This is a genomic window from Flavobacterium ginsengiterrae, from assembly GCF_039539785.1.
Taxonomy (GTDB): Bacteria; Bacteroidota; Bacteroidia; order Flavobacteriales; family Flavobacteriaceae; genus Flavobacterium; species Flavobacterium ginsengiterrae.
In genome coordinates this window covers 325,114-340,936 of the sequence record NZ_BAABDU010000007.1, presented here as the reverse complement: position 1 = coordinate 340,936, position 15,823 = coordinate 325,114, and the positions used below count along the sequence as shown (strand labels likewise).

Here is a 15,823-nt window from a genome sequence, read left to right as displayed (position 1 = left end):
CAAATTATTAATAAGCTCATTTTCGAGTTATTTTATTTTTGTAAGAGAAACCACTTACATGAAAAACATTATTTTATCTGCCCTTTTATTTTTTTCAATTTTAAGTTCAGCCCAGATTAAAGGAACTGTAACTGACGAAAAAGGAAATCCTCTGCCGTTTGTTTCTATTTTTGAAGAAGGCACTTACAGAGGAACCACTTCTAACGAGCAAGGTCAATATCAATTGCAGGTTAAGGAAATTGGCAGAAATAAAATCGTTTTTCAATATCTTGGTTTTAAAACTCAAAAAATAACAGTTTCTGCAGATTCTAAAAACCTGACTTTGGATGTAAAAATGCAGGAAGAAAGTTTCGCATTAAACGAAGTCGTTATTGATCCAAAAAATAACCCCGCAAATGCAATTATTAAAAACGCCATTGCCAACAGAAAACAAAACTCTGAAAAAACAGCCCGATATACTGCCGATTTCTATTCTAAAGGAATTTTAAAAGTAAAAGATCTGCCTAAAAAAATCTTAGGTCAGAAAGTTGATCTTGGTCCTGATTTATCTTCAAATTTAGATTCTACCGGAACCGGCATTTTGTATCTATCTGAAACGATTTCTAAAGTTTCTTATCAAAAACCAGATAAACTAAAGGAAACTATTATAGCATCAAAAATCTCAGGAAATAATAAAGGTTTCAGCTATAATACGGCCGCTTTATCAAATTACGATTTTTACGATAATACGCTGGAATTTGATGTAAACCTGATTTCTCCAATTGCCGGCAATGCTTTTAGCTATTATAAATACAAACTCGAAGGAAGCTTTTATGATGATAGCAAACATCAGATTTATAAAATAAAAGTAATTCCTAAACGAGATAAAGAACCTGTTTTTGAAGGTTATATATATATCGTCGATGATAGTTTTGCCATTTATGCGGTCGATTTAGACATAAAAGGTTATCGTGCGAAAAATGAATTTACCGAAAACATGACCTTAAAACAAAGCTTTATTTATAATGCTGCCAATAAAATCTGGTCAAAAAATGCGCAGACACTTTCGTTTAATGCAGGCGCTTTTGGAGTAAAATTTTCAGGTCAGTTTAATTATGTGTATTCGAATTATGAATTTCCTGAAGCTTTTTCGAAGAAGACTTTCGGAAATGAAATCGTAGCTTTTGACTTAAATGCCAATAAAAAAGACGATGCTTTCTGGAACGAAATTCGTCCGATACCTTTAACAATCGAAGAAAGTACAGATTATACTAAAAAGGACAGTCTGCAAATTATTCGAAAATCAAAAAAATATACGGATTCGATTGATGCTAAAAATAATAAATTCAAAATCTGGGATATTCTGCGAGGTTATGATTATAAAAACACTTTCAAAAAACATTCATTTAAATACGACGGATTATTAAATATTACGTCATTAAGTTTTAATACTGTTCAGGGGTTTAATCTTGATTCTGGTTTTTCTTTTAAAAAATGGAATGACGAAAACGGAAAAACGACATCTGTAAGCACCACTTTTAATTATGGTTTTTCAGATGAACGCCTCCGTGTTACGGGCGAGTTCAGCCACCGATTTAATAATATCAATTACGCATCTATTTATGTTTCGGGAGGAACAAAAACGGCTCAGTTTAATAACGCAGAACCTATTTCTAAATTTGTCAATTCTATAAGTTCTTTATTTTTTAAAGACAATTATATGAAGTTGTATAACTTAGAATTTGCTCAAATTAATTATGCTCAGGATATTGCAAACGGCGTGAATTTAAATGCAAAAATTGCTTACGAACAACGCAAACCATTATTTAATACAACTGATTATTCTTTCTTTAAAAGAGACGATATTTATTCATCAAATAATCCGCTGGCACCAGATGATTTTGTAACGCCTGCATTCAGTCAGCATCATTTAATAAAAGCGGGTTTAAATGCGCGAATTAACTTTGGCAACAAATATATTTCAAGACCCGACGGAAGATATAATTTTAAAGATGAAAGATATCCAACGATTTATTTAGCCTTTGAAAAAGCTTTTGCAGCAAGCAATAAAAACTATGAATTTGAACGAATTGGAACCGCTGTACAATATGATTTAAAACTAGACAATAAAGGTGTTTTAGGAATGAATTTTAAAGCTGGAAAATTCTTTAATGCAGAAAATATCTCTTTTATCGATTACAGACATTTTAACGGAAACCAAACTCATATTGGCACCAGTGATCGATATTTAAATGTTTTCAATTTAATGCCTTATTACGCTAACAGCACAAACGATCGTTATTTTGAAATGCATTTAGAACACAATGATATGGGATTTATAACGAATAAAATTCCGCTTATAAATCTTTTAAAGTCGACTATGAATCTTGGATTTCATTCATTGGCAATTCCAGACCGAAAACCTTATACCGAATTTACAGTTGGCTTAGATAACTTAGGTTTCGGGAAATTTAAATTATTCCGTGTTGATTATGTGCATTCTTACCAAGGCGGTATTCAGCAAAATGGTGTTGTGTTTGGGTTGAAGATATTGAATGTGTTGAATTAAGGTACATAGGAACAAAGATTCAAAGTGACAAAGGTTTTTCAGTAATTATTTTCTTCTTTGTCACTTTGAACCTTTGCTGCTTTGAATCTCAAATCTAACAATGATAATCATCCGGTTCAATATGAATCAGGACATTTCCCAGTTGTGGAATTTTTTCTTTTAAAGTATCCTGCAGTTTGTGCGACAAATCATGACCTTCTTTTACTGAAATTTTAGCCGAAACTATGGCGTGAAGATCAACGTGGTAGCGCATTCCGGCTTTTCGGATATAACATTTTTCTGTGCCTAAAATTCCCGGAACAGTTAAAGAAACCACGCGGATTTCTTCTACTAAATCATCATTCAGATTTTCATCCATGATTTCGCCAAGTGCCGGTCTGAAAATTTTATAACTGTTATAAAGAATAAAAAATGCTGCAAAAAGCGCTGCCCAGTCATCTGCAGATTCATATCCTTTCCCCATAATTAATGCAATCGAAATTCCGATAAATGCTGCAACCGAAGTTATCGCATCGCTTCTATGGTGCCAGGCATCGGCTGCTAAAGATGAACTGTTTGTCTGTTTACTTCGTTTCATTACCACACGAAAAGAGTATTCTTTCCAGATTATAATCGCGCCTAAAACATATAATGTCCATGATTTTGGCAAATCGTGTGAAGTTTGAATATTAGCAATACTTTCGTAACCAATAATTGTTGCCGAAGTAATTAAAAAACCAACAACTAAAAAGGTAATTAAAGGCTCTGCACGGCCGTGTCCGTACGGGTGATTTTCATCGGCAGGCTTATTAGAATATTTGATTCCGAATAAAACCAAACAAGACGAAAATATATCCGTTGTTGATTCAATCGCATCGGCAATCAAGGCATAAGAATTGCCAAAAAAACCCGCTAAACCTTTTATCAAGGCTAAGCAGGTGTTTCCGGCTATACTAAAAATAGTAGCTTTTACAGCTTTTTGTTCATTTGTCATTTATGACTATTTTTTTCGCCACTCCCGATAGCTATCGGGATCACGAATTATTTTGATCATCTCTAAATTTAAATTCGTGAATTCGAGGCTAACAATTTACGCTCTAACAATTTTTGCTCCAATCGCTCTTAAACGCTCATCGATACGCTCGTATCCACGGTCGATTTGCTCGATATTTTGGATTGTACTTGTTCCTTTTGCAGAAAGCGCCGCAATCAATAATGAAATTCCCGCACGAATATCAGGAGATGACATTGTTGTTGCTTTTAATTGAGATTCAAAATTATGTCCCATAACCACAGCTCTATGCGGATCACATAACATGATTTTTGCTCCCATATCGATCAATTTATCCACGAAGAATAAACGGCTTTCGAACATTTTTTGATGAATTAAAACATCACCTTTTGCCTGTGTTGCCACAACTAAAACGATACTTAATAAGTCAGGGGTAAAACCTGGCCATGGCGCATCGGCAATTGTTAATATAGAACCATCGATATCTGTTTTTACTTCATATCCGTCTTTATGAGCAGGAATATAAATATCGTCGTTACGTTTTTCGATTGTAATACCTAGTTTTCTAAAAGTATTCGGGATCAAGCCTAAATTTTCCCAGCTCACATTTTTGATTGTGATTTCACTTTTTGTCATAGCCGCAAGACCAATCCAAGAACCAATTTCGATCATATCCGGAAGAATTCTGTGTTCGCATCCACCAAGACTTTCAACACCTTCGATCGTTAATAAGTTCGAACCAACTCCAGTGATTTTTGCTCCCATAGAGTTTAACATTTTACAAAGTTGTTGTAAGTAAGGCTCGCATGCAGCATTATAAACTGTAGTTGTTCCTTTTGCTAAAACTGCAGCCATTACAATGTTTGCAGTTCCGGTTACAGAAGCTTCATCAAGAAGCATATCTGTTCCCTGAAGTCCTTCTTCCGGAGATTCTACTCCGTAAAAGTGATCTTCTCTGTTATATCTGAATTTTGCTCCAAGGTTAATAAAACCTTCAAAGTGAGTATCTAATCTACGGCGTCCGATTTTATCTCCTCCTGGTTTTGGAATGTATCCTTTTCCAAAACGAGCTAAAAGCGGCCCAACAATCATAATAGAACCACGAAGCGCTCCTCCTTCTTTTTTGAAAGCTTCAGTTTCTAAATATCCAACATTAACTTCATCAGCCTGAAAAGTGATTGATCCCGGTTCGTTACGTTGAATTTTCACCCCTAAATTGCCCAGTAAAGTGATCAATTTATTGATGTCTATAATATCAGGAATGTTATTAATTTTTACTTTCTCTCCTGTTAGCAGCACGGCACATAAAATTTGTAATGCCTCATTTTTTGCTCCTTGCGGAGTGATTTCTCCTTTTAGAGGTGTTCCTCCTTCGATTTTAAAAATTCCCATAGATTGTTTTTAAGGTTCTGAGTTACTGAGGTTCTAAGGTTCTAAGTTTTCTCTCTTTACAGAAAAGCTTAGCTTCTTAGTATCTTAGACACTTAGCAGCTTTTTTTATTTTTTAGGTTTTAAGATTCTGAGATTCTAAGGTTCTGAGCTAAATCTTAGCGTCTTAGTTCCTTAGTATCTTAGAAGCTTTTTTATTTTTGATTATTGTTTTTTTGAAAATTCTTTTTTTGACCGCCTTTGTTATTGTTTTTGTTATTCTGCGTTTTTGCCTGTCCAGTTGAAGCTGTTTTATTTGACATACGTTTATTAGTACGCATTAAATCTGTTGTATTTAACAACTCTTCTGTACTTTCTAATAAATTGATTCTTCCGCCTGACAATTCATACAAATGCTCGAAAATCACATCATCTTTTACCGTGTCTTTGTTCCAGCTTAAAAATGACTTTTTCATATGATTTGCAATGACCATAATCAAAGCTGTTTTCATTTCGCCATCTTCCCATTTATTGGCAACATCAATCATATATTTGATGTTGTTACCATAAAATCTGTATTTTGGAAAGTTCTGAGGATATTGCAAAACATCCGGCTTTAACTCCAAAACCTCTCTGGACGGAATTGGATATGGCGATTCAACATTCAGTTTAAAATCAGACATAATAAAAAGCTGATCCCAAAGTTTATGCTGAAAATCGGGCACATCACGCAAATGCGGATTCAGACTTCCCATTACCTGAATAATATATTTTGCTGCTTTGTTGCGCGTTTCATCGTCTTCAATAGCAGTTGCCTGATCAATCAGTTTTTGTAAATGACGACCATATTCTGGGATAATTAAACGCTGTCTTTCAGAATTGTATTCTAAATTATAAACAACATCGCTTGCGGCTTCTCTTTTATATTTTTCGATCATAAGTTATAATGAAACTATACCTTCTATTGTAGAAACTTCTTTGTATTTACTGATCACATCATCTGAACTGTGCATCGTAACATCTACAGAAACGCTGGTAAATTTACCCGTTTTAGATTTTGTTGTTTTAATAACCGCACCCATTCTGTCAAAAGCTTTTTCAACACGCTCTACATTATCAGCAACAGAAGGCACAATGAATTTATATAAGTATTCTGCCGGCCAGACATTTGCATTGTCAAGCTCAACTTTTAATCTTTCATAAAATTCGGCTGTATTTTTTTCTTTATCGTTCTCCATTCGTAATTAAAAATAAACGCAAATATACGGTTTTGATTTCAGATTTATGATTTTAGATTTTAGATTTTTTGACTCTAAAAAACTAGTATTTTTTCTGCCGCGAATTCACGAATTTTCATCTATTCATTTTTCTGAAATTTCAATTTCACGAATTTTAATTAACTTGGCAAATCAAAAAAATAAAAATTAGCGAAAATTCGTGAATTCGTAGCGAAAAACTTTGCGACTTTGCGAGATTAAAACCTTACAGAATGAAAAAAATCTTTTTACTTTTTATTGCTCTTACTCTAAATTCAATCCAAGCACAAGAAGTTAAAACATTAACGTATTTCCAAAACGACACTTTAAAACTCGACTTGGATTTATATTTACCAAAAGTAAAAGCAGGCGAAAAAATCCCGTTGATTATGTTTGCTTTTGGAGGCGGATTTTCTGGTGGAGAACGTACAAGTGAAAAAGATTTCGGGAAATTTATGGCGCAAAATGGATATGCCATTGCCAGCATTTCGTACAGTTTGTATATGAAAGGAAAAGATTTTGGCTGTAAAGGAACTTTGACCGAAAAAATAAAAGCGATTCAAATTGGCGTGAGCGATATGTGGCAGGCAACAGGATTTTTAATTGAAAATGCCAACAAATACAATTTAGACACTTCTAAAATATTCATTTCAGGAATTAGCGCTGGTGCTGAAATTGGTTTTCACGCTTCTTTTTGGGATTATAAATTAATGAATTTATACAAAGGCAATATTCCTGAAAACTTTAAATACAAAGGTTTTATTGGAGGTTCTGGCGCAATTCAGGATATTAATTTAATTACCAAAGAAAGAGCAATTCCAATGTTATTAGCACATGGAAATAATGATGATACGGTTCCATATAGCGCAGGTTCGCATCGTTCGTGCCCTACAAATGCTTCGGGCTGGCTGATTCTTTTTGGTTCGTATGCCGTTTACAATCAAATGAATGATTTACACAAAGATATTGAACTGATTACTTTCTGCGGAGGCGGACATGAATTTTCGGGTTATCTTTTTCATGACGGAAAGCAATATGTTTTGGATTTTGTAAATAATGTTTTAGCCGGAAAAAAATTCCAATCGCATTTGATTATGCCTTCTAATAAAAAAGGAAAGGATTCCGGAAAGTATTTGTTTTGTGAGTAATTCTGCAATTTAGCACTATGAAAATTGATTATAAAAGTTTCGAGATTGAAGTTATCGATGATAAAAATTACAAATTGAAATCAACCAATAACTTACATCAATATAGAAAAATTTATTTTGAAGAAAATGAATATCATCCCAGCAGTAAGCATGCCGTTATTGTTAAAGAAAATGGAATCGAGATTTCAAGTGTAATAATATGCGAAACTCAAGGCGCAACAGGAATACACGAAAACTCATTTATTATTGAAGATAATAAAATGATAATTGCTCCGGACGGAGCAAAATATTTATAGCAAATATAAATCCCGCACAGAAAAAAGCTCCAGCGGAGCGACATATAAAATATTCACAAATTATTTCGCTCCGCTGGAGCTTTTAAATTTATTGCGAACATTTTCTATAAATGTGTCATCCCTGCCGGGACTTTTTATTTTTTACAAAAACAAAACCATGCTTCTCTTTTAGCCCTGATGGAAGCGAAAATCCTTTTGCTTTTTTCTTTAAAAAGCAAAAGATTGAAGCGAACAGCAGGAACCCATTTTTACTAAAAATGCGAAATCATTCGCTCAAAGCAAATTTTATTTTTCATATATTAATAAGTTTAGGTAAATTTGCGCTTTATTTTTAGAATAGTGCAAAAAGAAATCATAGTCCTACTTGGCGGTCCTGGTACAGGAAAATCTACACTTATAAACGAATTAGTCGCTCGCGGTTATTGCTGCTACCCCGAAATTTCGAGAGAAGTTACACTTGAAGCTCAAAAAAGAGGCATCGAGCAATTATTTCTTGAACAGCCTTTATTGTTTAGCGAAATGCTTCTTGAAGGTCGTATACAGCAGTTTAACAATGCTAAAGAAGAACCAGACAATGTGGTTTTTATAGACAGAGGAATTCCAGATGTAGTAGCCTACATGGATTATATTGGAGACGAGTATCCATCACATTTTAGTAAGGCTTGTGAGGATTACAAATATTCTAAAACTTTTATTTTACCGCCATGGGAAGAAATATATCAGAGCGACACACAACGTTATGAAGATTTTGAACAGGCATTAGAAATTCAAAAACATCTTATTGAAACCTATAAGAAGTACGGTTACGATCTAATTGAGGTTCCGAAAGATACGGTTGAAAACAGAATTCTTTATATCTTAGACAAAATTTAGCAGCCGGTTTTAAAGTTGCAAAACTAGAAACTGATTTCTAAACTTTTAACTTTAAAACACAGGCCATGCAGGACGCACAGGAAATTCTTTTTAAATACTGGAAACACTCCAGTTTTCGACCTCTGCAAAAAGAAATCATCGATTCAGTTTTAGAAGGTCAGGACACTTTTGCGCTGCTGCCAACCGGAGGCGGAAAATCGATTTGTTTTCAGGTTCCGGCCATGATGCGCGAAGGAATTTGCCTGGTTGTCTCGCCTTTAATTGCTTTAATGAAAGATCAGGTGGCGAATCTTCAAAAAAGAGATATTAAAGCCATTGCTCTTACCGGAGGAATTCATACAGAAGAAATTATTAATCTTCTGGACAACTGCCAATTTGGGAATTATAAGTTTCTTTATCTTTCTCCGGAGCGTTTACAATCGGATTGGATTTTAGAACGCATCAAAAATCTTCCTATCAATTTAATTGCTATTGATGAGGCGCATTGCGTTTCGCAATGGGGACACGATTTTAGACCGGCTTATTTAAAAATTTCAGAACTTAAAAAATATTTCCCTAAAGTTCCGTTTTTGGCTTTAACAGCTACTGCAACGCCAAGAGTTGTAGAAGATATTAAAACCGAACTGGGATTAAAAGATCCTAAACTTTTTCAGCAGTCTTTTGAAAGAAAGAATATTGCTTATATGGTTTTTGAAGTTGAAGACAAATTATACCGCGTCGAGCAGATTTTAAAGAAAAATCCGCAGCCTTCTATTATATATGTCCGAAACAGAAAATCGTGTTTAAATATGTCTACTCAATTGCAGTCGCTTGGGTTTAGAGCAACGTATTACCATGGCGGACTTTCGGCTCAGGAAAAAGATAAAAATATGCAATTGTGGATGTCTGAGCAGGCGCAGGTTATTGTAGCTACGAATGCGTTTGGAATGGGAATTGACAAAGACAATGTAAAAACAGTAATTCATACACAGTTACCAGAAAACTTAGAAAATTATTATCAGGAATCCGGACGCGCGGGAAGAAACGGCGAAAAAGCTTTTTCGGTTTTATTATTTAATAATTCAGATGCCAACCAAACCGAACAGCAGTTTATAAATGTTCTGCCTGACAAAAAGTTTTTAAAAACTATGTATGTTAAGCTCTGCAACTATTTTCAGATTGCTTACGGAGAAGGTATAGACGATTCGTATTCTTTTAAAATGAATCATTTTTGCAACAAATATGACTTTCCTACTTTAAAAACCTATAATGCTTTGCAGTTTTTAAACCAGCAGGGAATTATAACGATGTCTCAGGAATTTTCAGAAAAAGTAACGATGCAGTTTTTAATTGAATCGAAAGAAGTAATTCGATACATGAGTCTGAATCCTAATGACGAAGAAATTATTCTGGCCATTTTAAGAACGTATCCGGGAATTCACGAAATGAAAACACCTCTTAACCTTTCGCTGATTGCTAAAAAATCAAATCATACCGAAGAACAGGTTACAGCACTTTTAGAAAAATTAAAAGAAAAAGATATCATCGAATACAAATCCAAAAACAACGATGCTACCATTTTATTTAATGAAGTCCGTGAAGATGATTTAACCATAAACAGGGTTTCAAAATATCTGGAAAAACAAAATAAACTGAAACGCGATCAGCTTTCGTCTGTACTGTATTATATAAAAGAAGACAAAACCTGCAAAAACAGATTGGTTTTGGATTATTTTGGAGAAGAAACCACTACAAACTGCGGTGTCTGCTCCTATTGCATTACTCAAAAAGGAAAAATAACCGAAGCTGATTCTATTGCTGATAAAATTCTTTATTTATTAAAAGCTACTGCCTTAACTTCGCGTGAAATTCAGAGCCAGATAAAATTAGATGCAAAAGATGTTCTTTCGGTTCTTCAGGAATTATTAGAAAATAATCATATCGTTATTTTAGCGAACAATAAATACACTTTAAAATCATAATGGAAAAATTACGAATTATTTTTATGGGAACTCCAGAGTTTGCAGTTGGCATTTTGGACACCATCATTAAAAACAATTACGATGTTGTGGGCGTTATTACCGCTGCAGATAAACCAGCAGGACGCGGACAAAAAATAAAATATTCGGCAGTTAAAGAATATGCATTAGCAAACAATCTTACTTTATTACAGCCGACCAATTTAAAAGACGAAAATTTTTTAGCCGAATTAAAAGCTCTAAATGCCAACTTACAAATTGTGGTTGCATTTAGAATGCTGCCAAAAGCAGTCTGGGAAATGCCAAGTCTGGGAACTTTTAATCTTCACGCTTCGTTACTGCCAAATTATCGCGGCGCAGCACCAATAAACTGGGCTATTATAAACGGAGAAACAAAAACCGGAGTTACAACATTTTTTATAGATGATAAAATTGATACCGGAGCGATGATTTTAAATTCGGAGATTGCAATTGAACCGCAGGAAAATGCAGGACAATTACACGACCGATTAATGCATTTAGGAAGCACAACGGTAATCGACACTTTAAAAGTAATTGAAAACGGAAATGTTACTACAACTATTCAGGAAGATAACGATGATATTAAAACGGCTTACAAACTAAATAAGGACAATTGTAAAATTGACTGGACAAAATCCGGAAACGAGATAAACAACCTTATTCGCGGTCTAAGTCCTTATCCTGCAGCATGGTGTTTTTTAAAAGACAAAAACGAAGAATTAAATATAAAAATCTACGAAGCCAAACTTGTTGAAGAGCCCCATTCTTATGAGACGGGAAAATTAATAAGCACTAAAAAAGAAATTAAAATTGCAATAAAAAACGGCTATCTACAGTTATTAAGTCTACAATTACCAGGAAAAAAGAGAATGCAAGTGGCAGAATTGTTAAACGGTATAACTTTTTCTGATGAGGCAAAGGTCTATTAACGTCAGTAAAACAGGGGTTTGTACCTGTTTTTAATCGACAAACAACATGCTTTATGAACAAAAAAAGTAAGTTATCAACAATTATTGCTAAAATTAAAGAAAACACTTGCACGCAACGGATTTCCTACTAAATTTGTGTATTAACAATTTTTTTTAACCAACAATTAATAACTAATTATTATGAACAAATCAGAATTAATCGATGCTATCGCTGCTGATGCAGGAATTACAAAAGCTGCGGCAAAATTAGCTTTAGAGTCATTTTTAGGAAATGTAGGAACTACTTTGAAAAAAGGCGGAAGAATTTCATTAGTAGGTTTCGGATCTTGGTCAGTATCTGCGAGAGCTGCTAGAGACGGTAGAAATCCTCAAACAGGAAAAACTATCAAAATTGCTGCAAAAAATGTAGTAAAATTCAAAGCTGGAGCTGAATTAGAAGGTGCAGTGAACTAAGTAAGAAAGTTCTCTAAACTAAATAATATAATTAAAACCCTCCTTGTGGAGGGTTTTTTTATGCGGTTTAACGATTTTTTTTGTGATTTTAAAAATTTTATGATTAAATTTAATAAAAATTGTAGCCGTATGATTTCAGAAAAATTAAAAAAAGGACACCTGCTTATTGCCGAGCCTTCAATAATTGGAGATTTATCTTTTAACAGATCGGTAATTTTATTAGCAGACCATAACAAGGAAGGATCAATAGGTTTTATCATTAATAAACCTTTAAAATATACTATTAATGACTTAATACCGGAGATTGATGCCAACTTCAAGATATATAACGGAGGACCAGTTGAGCAAGATAATCTGTACTTCATTCATAATATTCCGGATTTAATCCCAAACAGTGTTGAGATTTCTAACGGGATTTACTGGGGAGGGGATTTTGAATCGACTAAAGATTTAATAAACGACGGATCGATCAGCAAAAACAACATTCGTTTTTTCTTAGGATATACCGGCTGGGAGGAGAATCAGCTTGAAAATGAGATGCAGGGAAACTCCTGGATTATTGCCGATAATAATTACAAAAATAAAATTATTGGAAAATCAACCACTCATTTTTGGAAAGAGCAGATTATCGAACTTGGCGGAGATTATCTTATTTGGTCAAATGCACCTGAAAATCCATATCTGAATTAATTTCCAGATATGGTTTCATTTAGTTTTTGCATTAATAAATGAGCCAGATTACTCGTAAACTCTTTTTTTCGATATTTAGTTATCGGTTGTATTCCCATGATTACATTTGTCAGGAATAATTCATCTGCTTTTTGAAGATCAAATGGTGAAATTATTTCTTCTACAACCTCTATGCCTTCTACTTTTTTAGCCAAGGCCAAAATTTGCTTACGCATAATTCCGTTTAAACAGCCTTCTGAAACCGGCGGCGTAATTAGTTTTTTACCAGTCAGCATAAATAAATTACCCTGTAAACCTTCAATTACATTTTTTGTATCGTTTATTAAAAGACAATTTGCAAGTCCGTTTTCATGAGCAAAAATATTTCCAGTCACGTTAATCATCTTATTAGTCGTTTTAATAGACGATAATAATTGTTTTGACACGTAGAAATCTTTATACAAATCAACTTCATACTGAGCCGTATTTAACACGTACAACGTGTTTTCCAAAGACGATGCATTAATCAAATATGAAACTTCATTTGTTTTTGGCAGATACAGGCCTCCATCATTTCTAAAAACTGTGATTCGGGCTCTTGCCGATGCTGAAATTCCTTTTTCCTGCACCAGATTTAAAATCTGTTCTTCAAAAAACTCCATTGTAAAATTCATTGGAATTTCCATTCTTACAACACGCATTGAAGCCATTAATCTGAAATAATGATCCTCCAGAAACAAAATTTTATTATTGATAATTTTAACTGTTTCAAAAACACCGTCTCCGTATAGAAATGCTCGGTTTTGAGTTAATATATTTTCTTCTGCTGTAATGTTTCCGTTAAAATTAATCATAAAAAAACCCTGAATTTTGTTCAGGGCAAATATAAGGCATAAAATAGACTTTTACTAAACAGATCCTATAAGATGTTTTAGGTCTGAGATTTGATTCTCCCACAATTGTTTAGCCTCTCCTATTTCTTCTTTTTCAGCAAAATCTACTACCATCAAAGATACGTCTTTGGTTAATTCGTCTACCAAAATGTGCAGTTCAAAAAAGTATTCAGTATCCTTACTGCTTTCATCAACCCATTTAAACTTTACTTTTTCACCACTTTTTTTAGAAGCAAGACGCGCTTTTTCCTGCGAATCATTCCAAATAAAGGTGAAAAACTCTCCTCTTGAATTAACATTGTCAGCAAACCATTCTGATAAACCTGACGGAGTTGATATATATTGATACAATAATTGCGGCGAAGAATTGATCGGAAACTCGATTTCGTAACGTATTTTTGAATCCATGTGCTACTTTTAATTTTTTCGAAATATAAGAATATATGTTCAAAAACAATACGTTTTTAAAAATATTTTTTTTTCTTCAAAATTTGCTTGCGAGCTTTAATATTATTTATATCTTTGCACCCGCAATCAGGAATTCATGATAGCAGTCCAGGCGAGGTAGCTCAGTTGGTTAGAGCGCAGGATTCATAACCCTGAGGTCACGGGTTCAACTCCCGTCCTCGCTACCAGGTAAAAAAAACATCACTTTAAAAAGTGATGTTTTTTTATTTATAATACGTTTGTTATTATACTAAATTTGTTGTTTACATTTTATATAACTACTTTTAAAATAACATTTTACTAACTGTAATTTCTTCCCTATAATGGATATAGTTAAATTTAAAATCACATCAAAAACGATAAAAGTAGAAGTACGCAATTCGAATAATTATGTCTTTAATTTTAATACCGCTTTAGATATTGCAAAAGAAGACAAAGATGTTTTATTAAAACTATACAATGCATTAGATCTTCTTTTCAAGAAAGAAGCCGTAAGTGAAACCAAAAACTACATTTCACCCAACCAAACTAATATTCTGGATCAAATCTCTGCAATCGACGGTCAAAAGGAGGAATAATTTTAGAGAAGTTTAAATCCACGTTCTTGTAATGTAGTCCTTAAATTTTCTCTTCCTTCCATATAAGTCAAGTCATTAGATGAGAAACGCACGGTTTCCTGCCAGCTTTTGTTTTTTAAACCAATTTCTTCTCTAAATTCAAGAAATGCTTTTTCATATACAGTAACTTCATCAAGCCATCGATCTTTATTATACCCATTGTAGTGGAGTACCGCATTTTGACTCAAACGAGGTCGAATTCTGCTGACTTCTGTTGGATCCGGTTTCCCTACTGCCATTCCAAAAACCACATAACTATAATCAGGCAAATTCAATAACACAGAAATTTCTTTAGCATTGTTTCGCATAGCCCCAATGTAAACGATTCCCAAACCTAAAGATTCTGCAGCAACAACTGCATTTTGAGAAGCGATTGCAGTATCAATTGAAGCCATTAAAAAAGCATCTGTATATTGCAATACTTGGGCTGTTTCATTTTCAACTAATGAAATTTTATTATTACGAGACATATCAGCAATCCACAATAAAAAAACCGGAGCTTGTTCGATATAAGGATTACCCATTCCGAATTTTGAACCTAATCTTGATGTTTTAGCTATTTCTGATTTTAATTCAGGATCTGTTATGGCTATAACACTCCACTGATTGAGATTTGATGAATTAGAAGCTGACTGGGCCGCCGCAATAATTGTTTCTATTGTTCCATCCGGCAATGCATCTGGGAGATATTTTCTTACTGAACGATGGCTAAGCAGTAAATCAATTTGTTCATTGTATATTATATTTTTAGGAACTGAATCTGCTCCATATCTTTGAAACAACAATTGTTCTTTTCTATTATTTTGTTTTTTCTTCATAAATGAATTTTTATATATTTGCGTGCAAAAATACGATCAAACATATTTATAATCAAGTAGTTGCACTTACAATACTTAGTATACAAAACCATACTATTACTCATTACTAAGCACTTAGAAACACAAAAAAAATGGAAAATAATATCGATTATAATTTCGATTTAACTGGAATCTTTAAAATAATTGGAGGGAAATGGAAAATTCCGCTGATAAAAGCTATTGGTTCTGTTTGCCCACGTCGTTTTGGAGAACTTCGTAAAGAAATGGAAAATCTCGCGCAAGCTACACTTACCACTCAATTGAGAGAATTAGAAAGAGATGGCATAATTGTGAGAGAAGTTTTTGCAGAAACTCCTCCCAGAGTTGAGTATCAATTGACAGAATTAGGCCTTTCACTTCATCCCGTTGTAGATACTTTAGAAAACTGGTGGACAATGTACACCAATAAAGGATGCAGACATCCTGATCTTAACAGCGGAAAAAAGAAATAATGGATTTCTATAAAACAATAAAACCTTAAACAAGATGTCTAAGGTTT

Annotated in this window: 17 protein-coding genes and 1 tRNA gene; 11 read left to right on the top strand and 7 right to left on the bottom strand. The window is 33.7% G+C overall.

Annotation, left to right across the window (positions count from 1 at the left end; all coding sequences use genetic code 11):
• The first annotated feature begins 58 nt into the window (after positions 1 to 58).
• Positions 59 to 2,548 carry a DUF5686 and carboxypeptidase regulatory-like domain-containing protein gene (locus ABD859_RS20905; RefSeq protein WP_345146635.1) on the top strand — a complete coding sequence of 830 codons (2,490 nt, stop codon included), beginning with the start codon at positions 59 to 61 and terminating at the stop codon, positions 2,546 to 2,548.
• A 94-nt stretch (positions 2,549 to 2,642) separates the two neighbouring features.
• Here the strand turns inward: ABD859_RS20905 and ABD859_RS20900 are convergent, their stop codons facing one another.
• The 4 genes from ABD859_RS20900 to ABD859_RS20885 form a co-directional block, all read right to left on the bottom strand.
• Positions 2,643 to 3,521, bottom strand: coding sequence for a cation diffusion facilitator family transporter (locus ABD859_RS20900; protein WP_345146634.1), 879 nt, complete (start codon positions 3,519 to 3,521; stop codon positions 2,643 to 2,645).
• Between the two features lie 96 nt (positions 3,522 to 3,617).
• The gene (murA, locus tag ABD859_RS20895) at positions 3,618 to 4,931 is read right to left on the bottom strand and encodes a UDP-N-acetylglucosamine 1-carboxyvinyltransferase (RefSeq protein ID WP_345146633.1); all 1,314 of its coding nucleotides are present in this window, start codon (positions 4,929 to 4,931) and stop codon (positions 3,618 to 3,620) included.
• Positions 4,932 to 5,122: 191 nt separating this feature from the next.
• On the bottom strand, positions 5,123 to 5,845 hold the full coding sequence (locus ABD859_RS20890) for a DUF4290 domain-containing protein (RefSeq protein WP_345146631.1): 723 nt from the start codon (positions 5,843 to 5,845) through the stop codon (positions 5,123 to 5,125).
• Between the two features lie 3 nt (positions 5,846 to 5,848).
• Complete coding sequence (locus tag ABD859_RS20885; protein ID WP_345146630.1) at positions 5,849 to 6,145, bottom strand: DUF493 family protein; 297 nt, start codon at positions 6,143 to 6,145, stop codon at positions 5,849 to 5,851.
• A gap of 251 nt (positions 6,146 to 6,396) precedes the next feature.
• Here ABD859_RS20885 and ABD859_RS20880 point away from each other — a divergent pair, with 251 nt between their 5' ends.
• The 7 genes from ABD859_RS20880 to ABD859_RS20850 all read left to right on the top strand — a co-directional run bounded on the left by ABD859_RS20880 (position 6,397) and on the right by ABD859_RS20850 (position 12,531).
• Positions 6,397 to 7,311 (top strand): alpha/beta hydrolase family protein, encoded by a 915-nt coding sequence (locus tag ABD859_RS20880; protein WP_345146629.1) that lies wholly within the window; start codon positions 6,397 to 6,399, stop codon positions 7,309 to 7,311.
• A gap of 17 nt (positions 7,312 to 7,328) precedes the next feature.
• Positions 7,329 to 7,607, top strand: coding sequence for a hypothetical protein (locus ABD859_RS20875; protein ID WP_345146628.1), 279 nt, complete (start codon positions 7,329 to 7,331; stop codon positions 7,605 to 7,607).
• 339 nt (positions 7,608 to 7,946) lie between these two features.
• Complete coding sequence (locus ABD859_RS20870) at positions 7,947 to 8,480, top strand: AAA family ATPase (RefSeq protein ID WP_345146627.1); 534 nt, start codon at positions 7,947 to 7,949, stop codon at positions 8,478 to 8,480.
• A 65-nt stretch (positions 8,481 to 8,545) separates the two neighbouring features.
• Positions 8,546 to 10,441 carry a RecQ family ATP-dependent DNA helicase gene (locus tag ABD859_RS20865; protein WP_345146625.1) on the top strand — a complete coding sequence of 632 codons (1,896 nt, stop codon included), beginning with the start codon at positions 8,546 to 8,548 and terminating at the stop codon, positions 10,439 to 10,441.
• Complete coding sequence (fmt, locus tag ABD859_RS20860) at positions 10,441 to 11,388, top strand: methionyl-tRNA formyltransferase (RefSeq protein ID WP_345146623.1); 948 nt, start codon at positions 10,441 to 10,443, stop codon at positions 11,386 to 11,388. Before ABD859_RS20865 ends, fmt begins: the two co-directional genes overlap by 1 nt.
• Before the next feature lie 180 nt (positions 11,389 to 11,568).
• A complete protein-coding gene (locus ABD859_RS20855; RefSeq protein WP_012022249.1) occupies positions 11,569 to 11,841 on the top strand; it encodes an HU family DNA-binding protein in 273 nt (90 codons plus the stop codon).
• Between the two features lie 129 nt (positions 11,842 to 11,970).
• A complete protein-coding gene (locus ABD859_RS20850; RefSeq protein ID WP_345146620.1) occupies positions 11,971 to 12,531 on the top strand; it encodes a YqgE/AlgH family protein in 561 nt (186 codons plus the stop codon).
• Here ABD859_RS20850 and ABD859_RS20845 read toward each other — a convergent pair.
• Together ABD859_RS20845 and ABD859_RS20840 are read right to left on the bottom strand one after the other, a co-directional pair.
• Positions 12,528 to 13,364: an aminotransferase class IV gene (locus ABD859_RS20845; RefSeq protein WP_345146618.1), complete on the bottom strand. Its 837-nt coding sequence runs from the start codon at positions 13,362 to 13,364 to the stop codon at positions 12,528 to 12,530. The two genes, ABD859_RS20850 and ABD859_RS20845, sit on opposite strands and share 4 nt — an antisense overlap.
• A 54-nt stretch (positions 13,365 to 13,418) precedes the next feature.
• Positions 13,419 to 13,811, bottom strand: a complete 393-nt coding sequence (locus tag ABD859_RS20840) for an START-like domain-containing protein (protein ID WP_345146616.1) — start codon at positions 13,809 to 13,811, stop codon at positions 13,419 to 13,421.
• A 150-nt stretch (positions 13,812 to 13,961) separates the two neighbouring features.
• Between ABD859_RS20840 and ABD859_RS20835 the strand changes: the two genes are divergently transcribed.
• Positions 13,962 to 14,038: transfer RNA gene (locus ABD859_RS20835), tRNA-Met, on the top strand.
• Positions 14,039 to 14,173: 135 nt separating this feature from the next.
• Positions 14,174 to 14,428, top strand: a complete 255-nt coding sequence (locus ABD859_RS20830) for a hypothetical protein (RefSeq protein ID WP_345146615.1) — start codon at positions 14,174 to 14,176, stop codon at positions 14,426 to 14,428.
• Between the two features lie 2 nt (positions 14,429 to 14,430).
• Here the strand turns inward: ABD859_RS20830 and ABD859_RS20825 are convergent, their stop codons facing one another.
• Positions 14,431 to 15,285: an NADPH-dependent oxidoreductase gene (locus ABD859_RS20825; protein ID WP_345146614.1), complete on the bottom strand. Its 855-nt coding sequence runs from the start codon at positions 15,283 to 15,285 to the stop codon at positions 14,431 to 14,433.
• A 131-nt stretch (positions 15,286 to 15,416) separates the two neighbouring features.
• On the opposite strand from ABD859_RS20825, the gene ABD859_RS20820 reads away from it, so the two are divergent.
• Positions 15,417 to 15,776, top strand: coding sequence for a winged helix-turn-helix transcriptional regulator (locus tag ABD859_RS20820; RefSeq protein WP_345146613.1), 360 nt, complete (start codon positions 15,417 to 15,419; stop codon positions 15,774 to 15,776).
• Positions 15,777 to 15,823: the final 47 nt, after the last annotated feature.

What these genes read in the sequence shown, in the direction of transcription:
- ABD859_RS20905 (WP_345146635.1), top strand. Translation starts at nt 59, where the DNA reads ATGAAAAACATTATTTTATCTGCCCTTTTATTTTTTTCAATTTTAAGT.
- ABD859_RS20900 (WP_345146634.1), bottom strand. Translation starts at nt 3,521, where the DNA reads ATGACAAATGAACAAAAAGCTGTAAAAGCTACTATTTTTAGTATAGCC.
- murA (WP_345146633.1), bottom strand. Translation starts at nt 4,931, where the DNA reads ATGGGAATTTTTAAAATCGAAGGAGGAACACCTCTAAAAGGAGAAATC.
- ABD859_RS20890 (WP_345146631.1), bottom strand. Translation starts at nt 5,845, where the DNA reads ATGATCGAAAAATATAAAAGAGAAGCCGCAAGCGATGTTGTTTATAAT.
- ABD859_RS20885 (WP_345146630.1), bottom strand. Translation starts at nt 6,145, where the DNA reads ATGGAGAACGATAAAGAAAAAAATACAGCCGAATTTTATGAAAGATTA.
- ABD859_RS20880 (WP_345146629.1), top strand. Translation starts at nt 6,397, where the DNA reads ATGAAAAAAATCTTTTTACTTTTTATTGCTCTTACTCTAAATTCAATC.
- ABD859_RS20875 (WP_345146628.1), top strand. Translation starts at nt 7,329, where the DNA reads ATGAAAATTGATTATAAAAGTTTCGAGATTGAAGTTATCGATGATAAA.
- ABD859_RS20865 (WP_345146625.1), top strand. Translation starts at nt 8,546, where the DNA reads ATGCAGGACGCACAGGAAATTCTTTTTAAATACTGGAAACACTCCAGT.
- fmt (WP_345146623.1), top strand. Translation starts at nt 10,441, where the DNA reads ATGGAAAAATTACGAATTATTTTTATGGGAACTCCAGAGTTTGCAGTT.
- ABD859_RS20855 (WP_012022249.1), top strand. Translation starts at nt 11,569, where the DNA reads ATGAACAAATCAGAATTAATCGATGCTATCGCTGCTGATGCAGGAATT.
- ABD859_RS20850 (WP_345146620.1), top strand. Translation starts at nt 11,971, where the DNA reads ATGATTTCAGAAAAATTAAAAAAAGGACACCTGCTTATTGCCGAGCCT.
- ABD859_RS20845 (WP_345146618.1), bottom strand. Translation starts at nt 13,364, where the DNA reads ATGATTAATTTTAACGGAAACATTACAGCAGAAGAAAATATATTAACT.
- ABD859_RS20840 (WP_345146616.1), bottom strand. Translation starts at nt 13,811, where the DNA reads ATGGATTCAAAAATACGTTACGAAATCGAGTTTCCGATCAATTCTTCG.
- ABD859_RS20830 (WP_345146615.1), top strand. Translation starts at nt 14,174, where the DNA reads ATGGATATAGTTAAATTTAAAATCACATCAAAAACGATAAAAGTAGAA.
- ABD859_RS20825 (WP_345146614.1), bottom strand. Translation starts at nt 15,285, where the DNA reads ATGAAGAAAAAACAAAATAATAGAAAAGAACAATTGTTGTTTCAAAGA.
- ABD859_RS20820 (WP_345146613.1), top strand. Translation starts at nt 15,417, where the DNA reads ATGGAAAATAATATCGATTATAATTTCGATTTAACTGGAATCTTTAAA.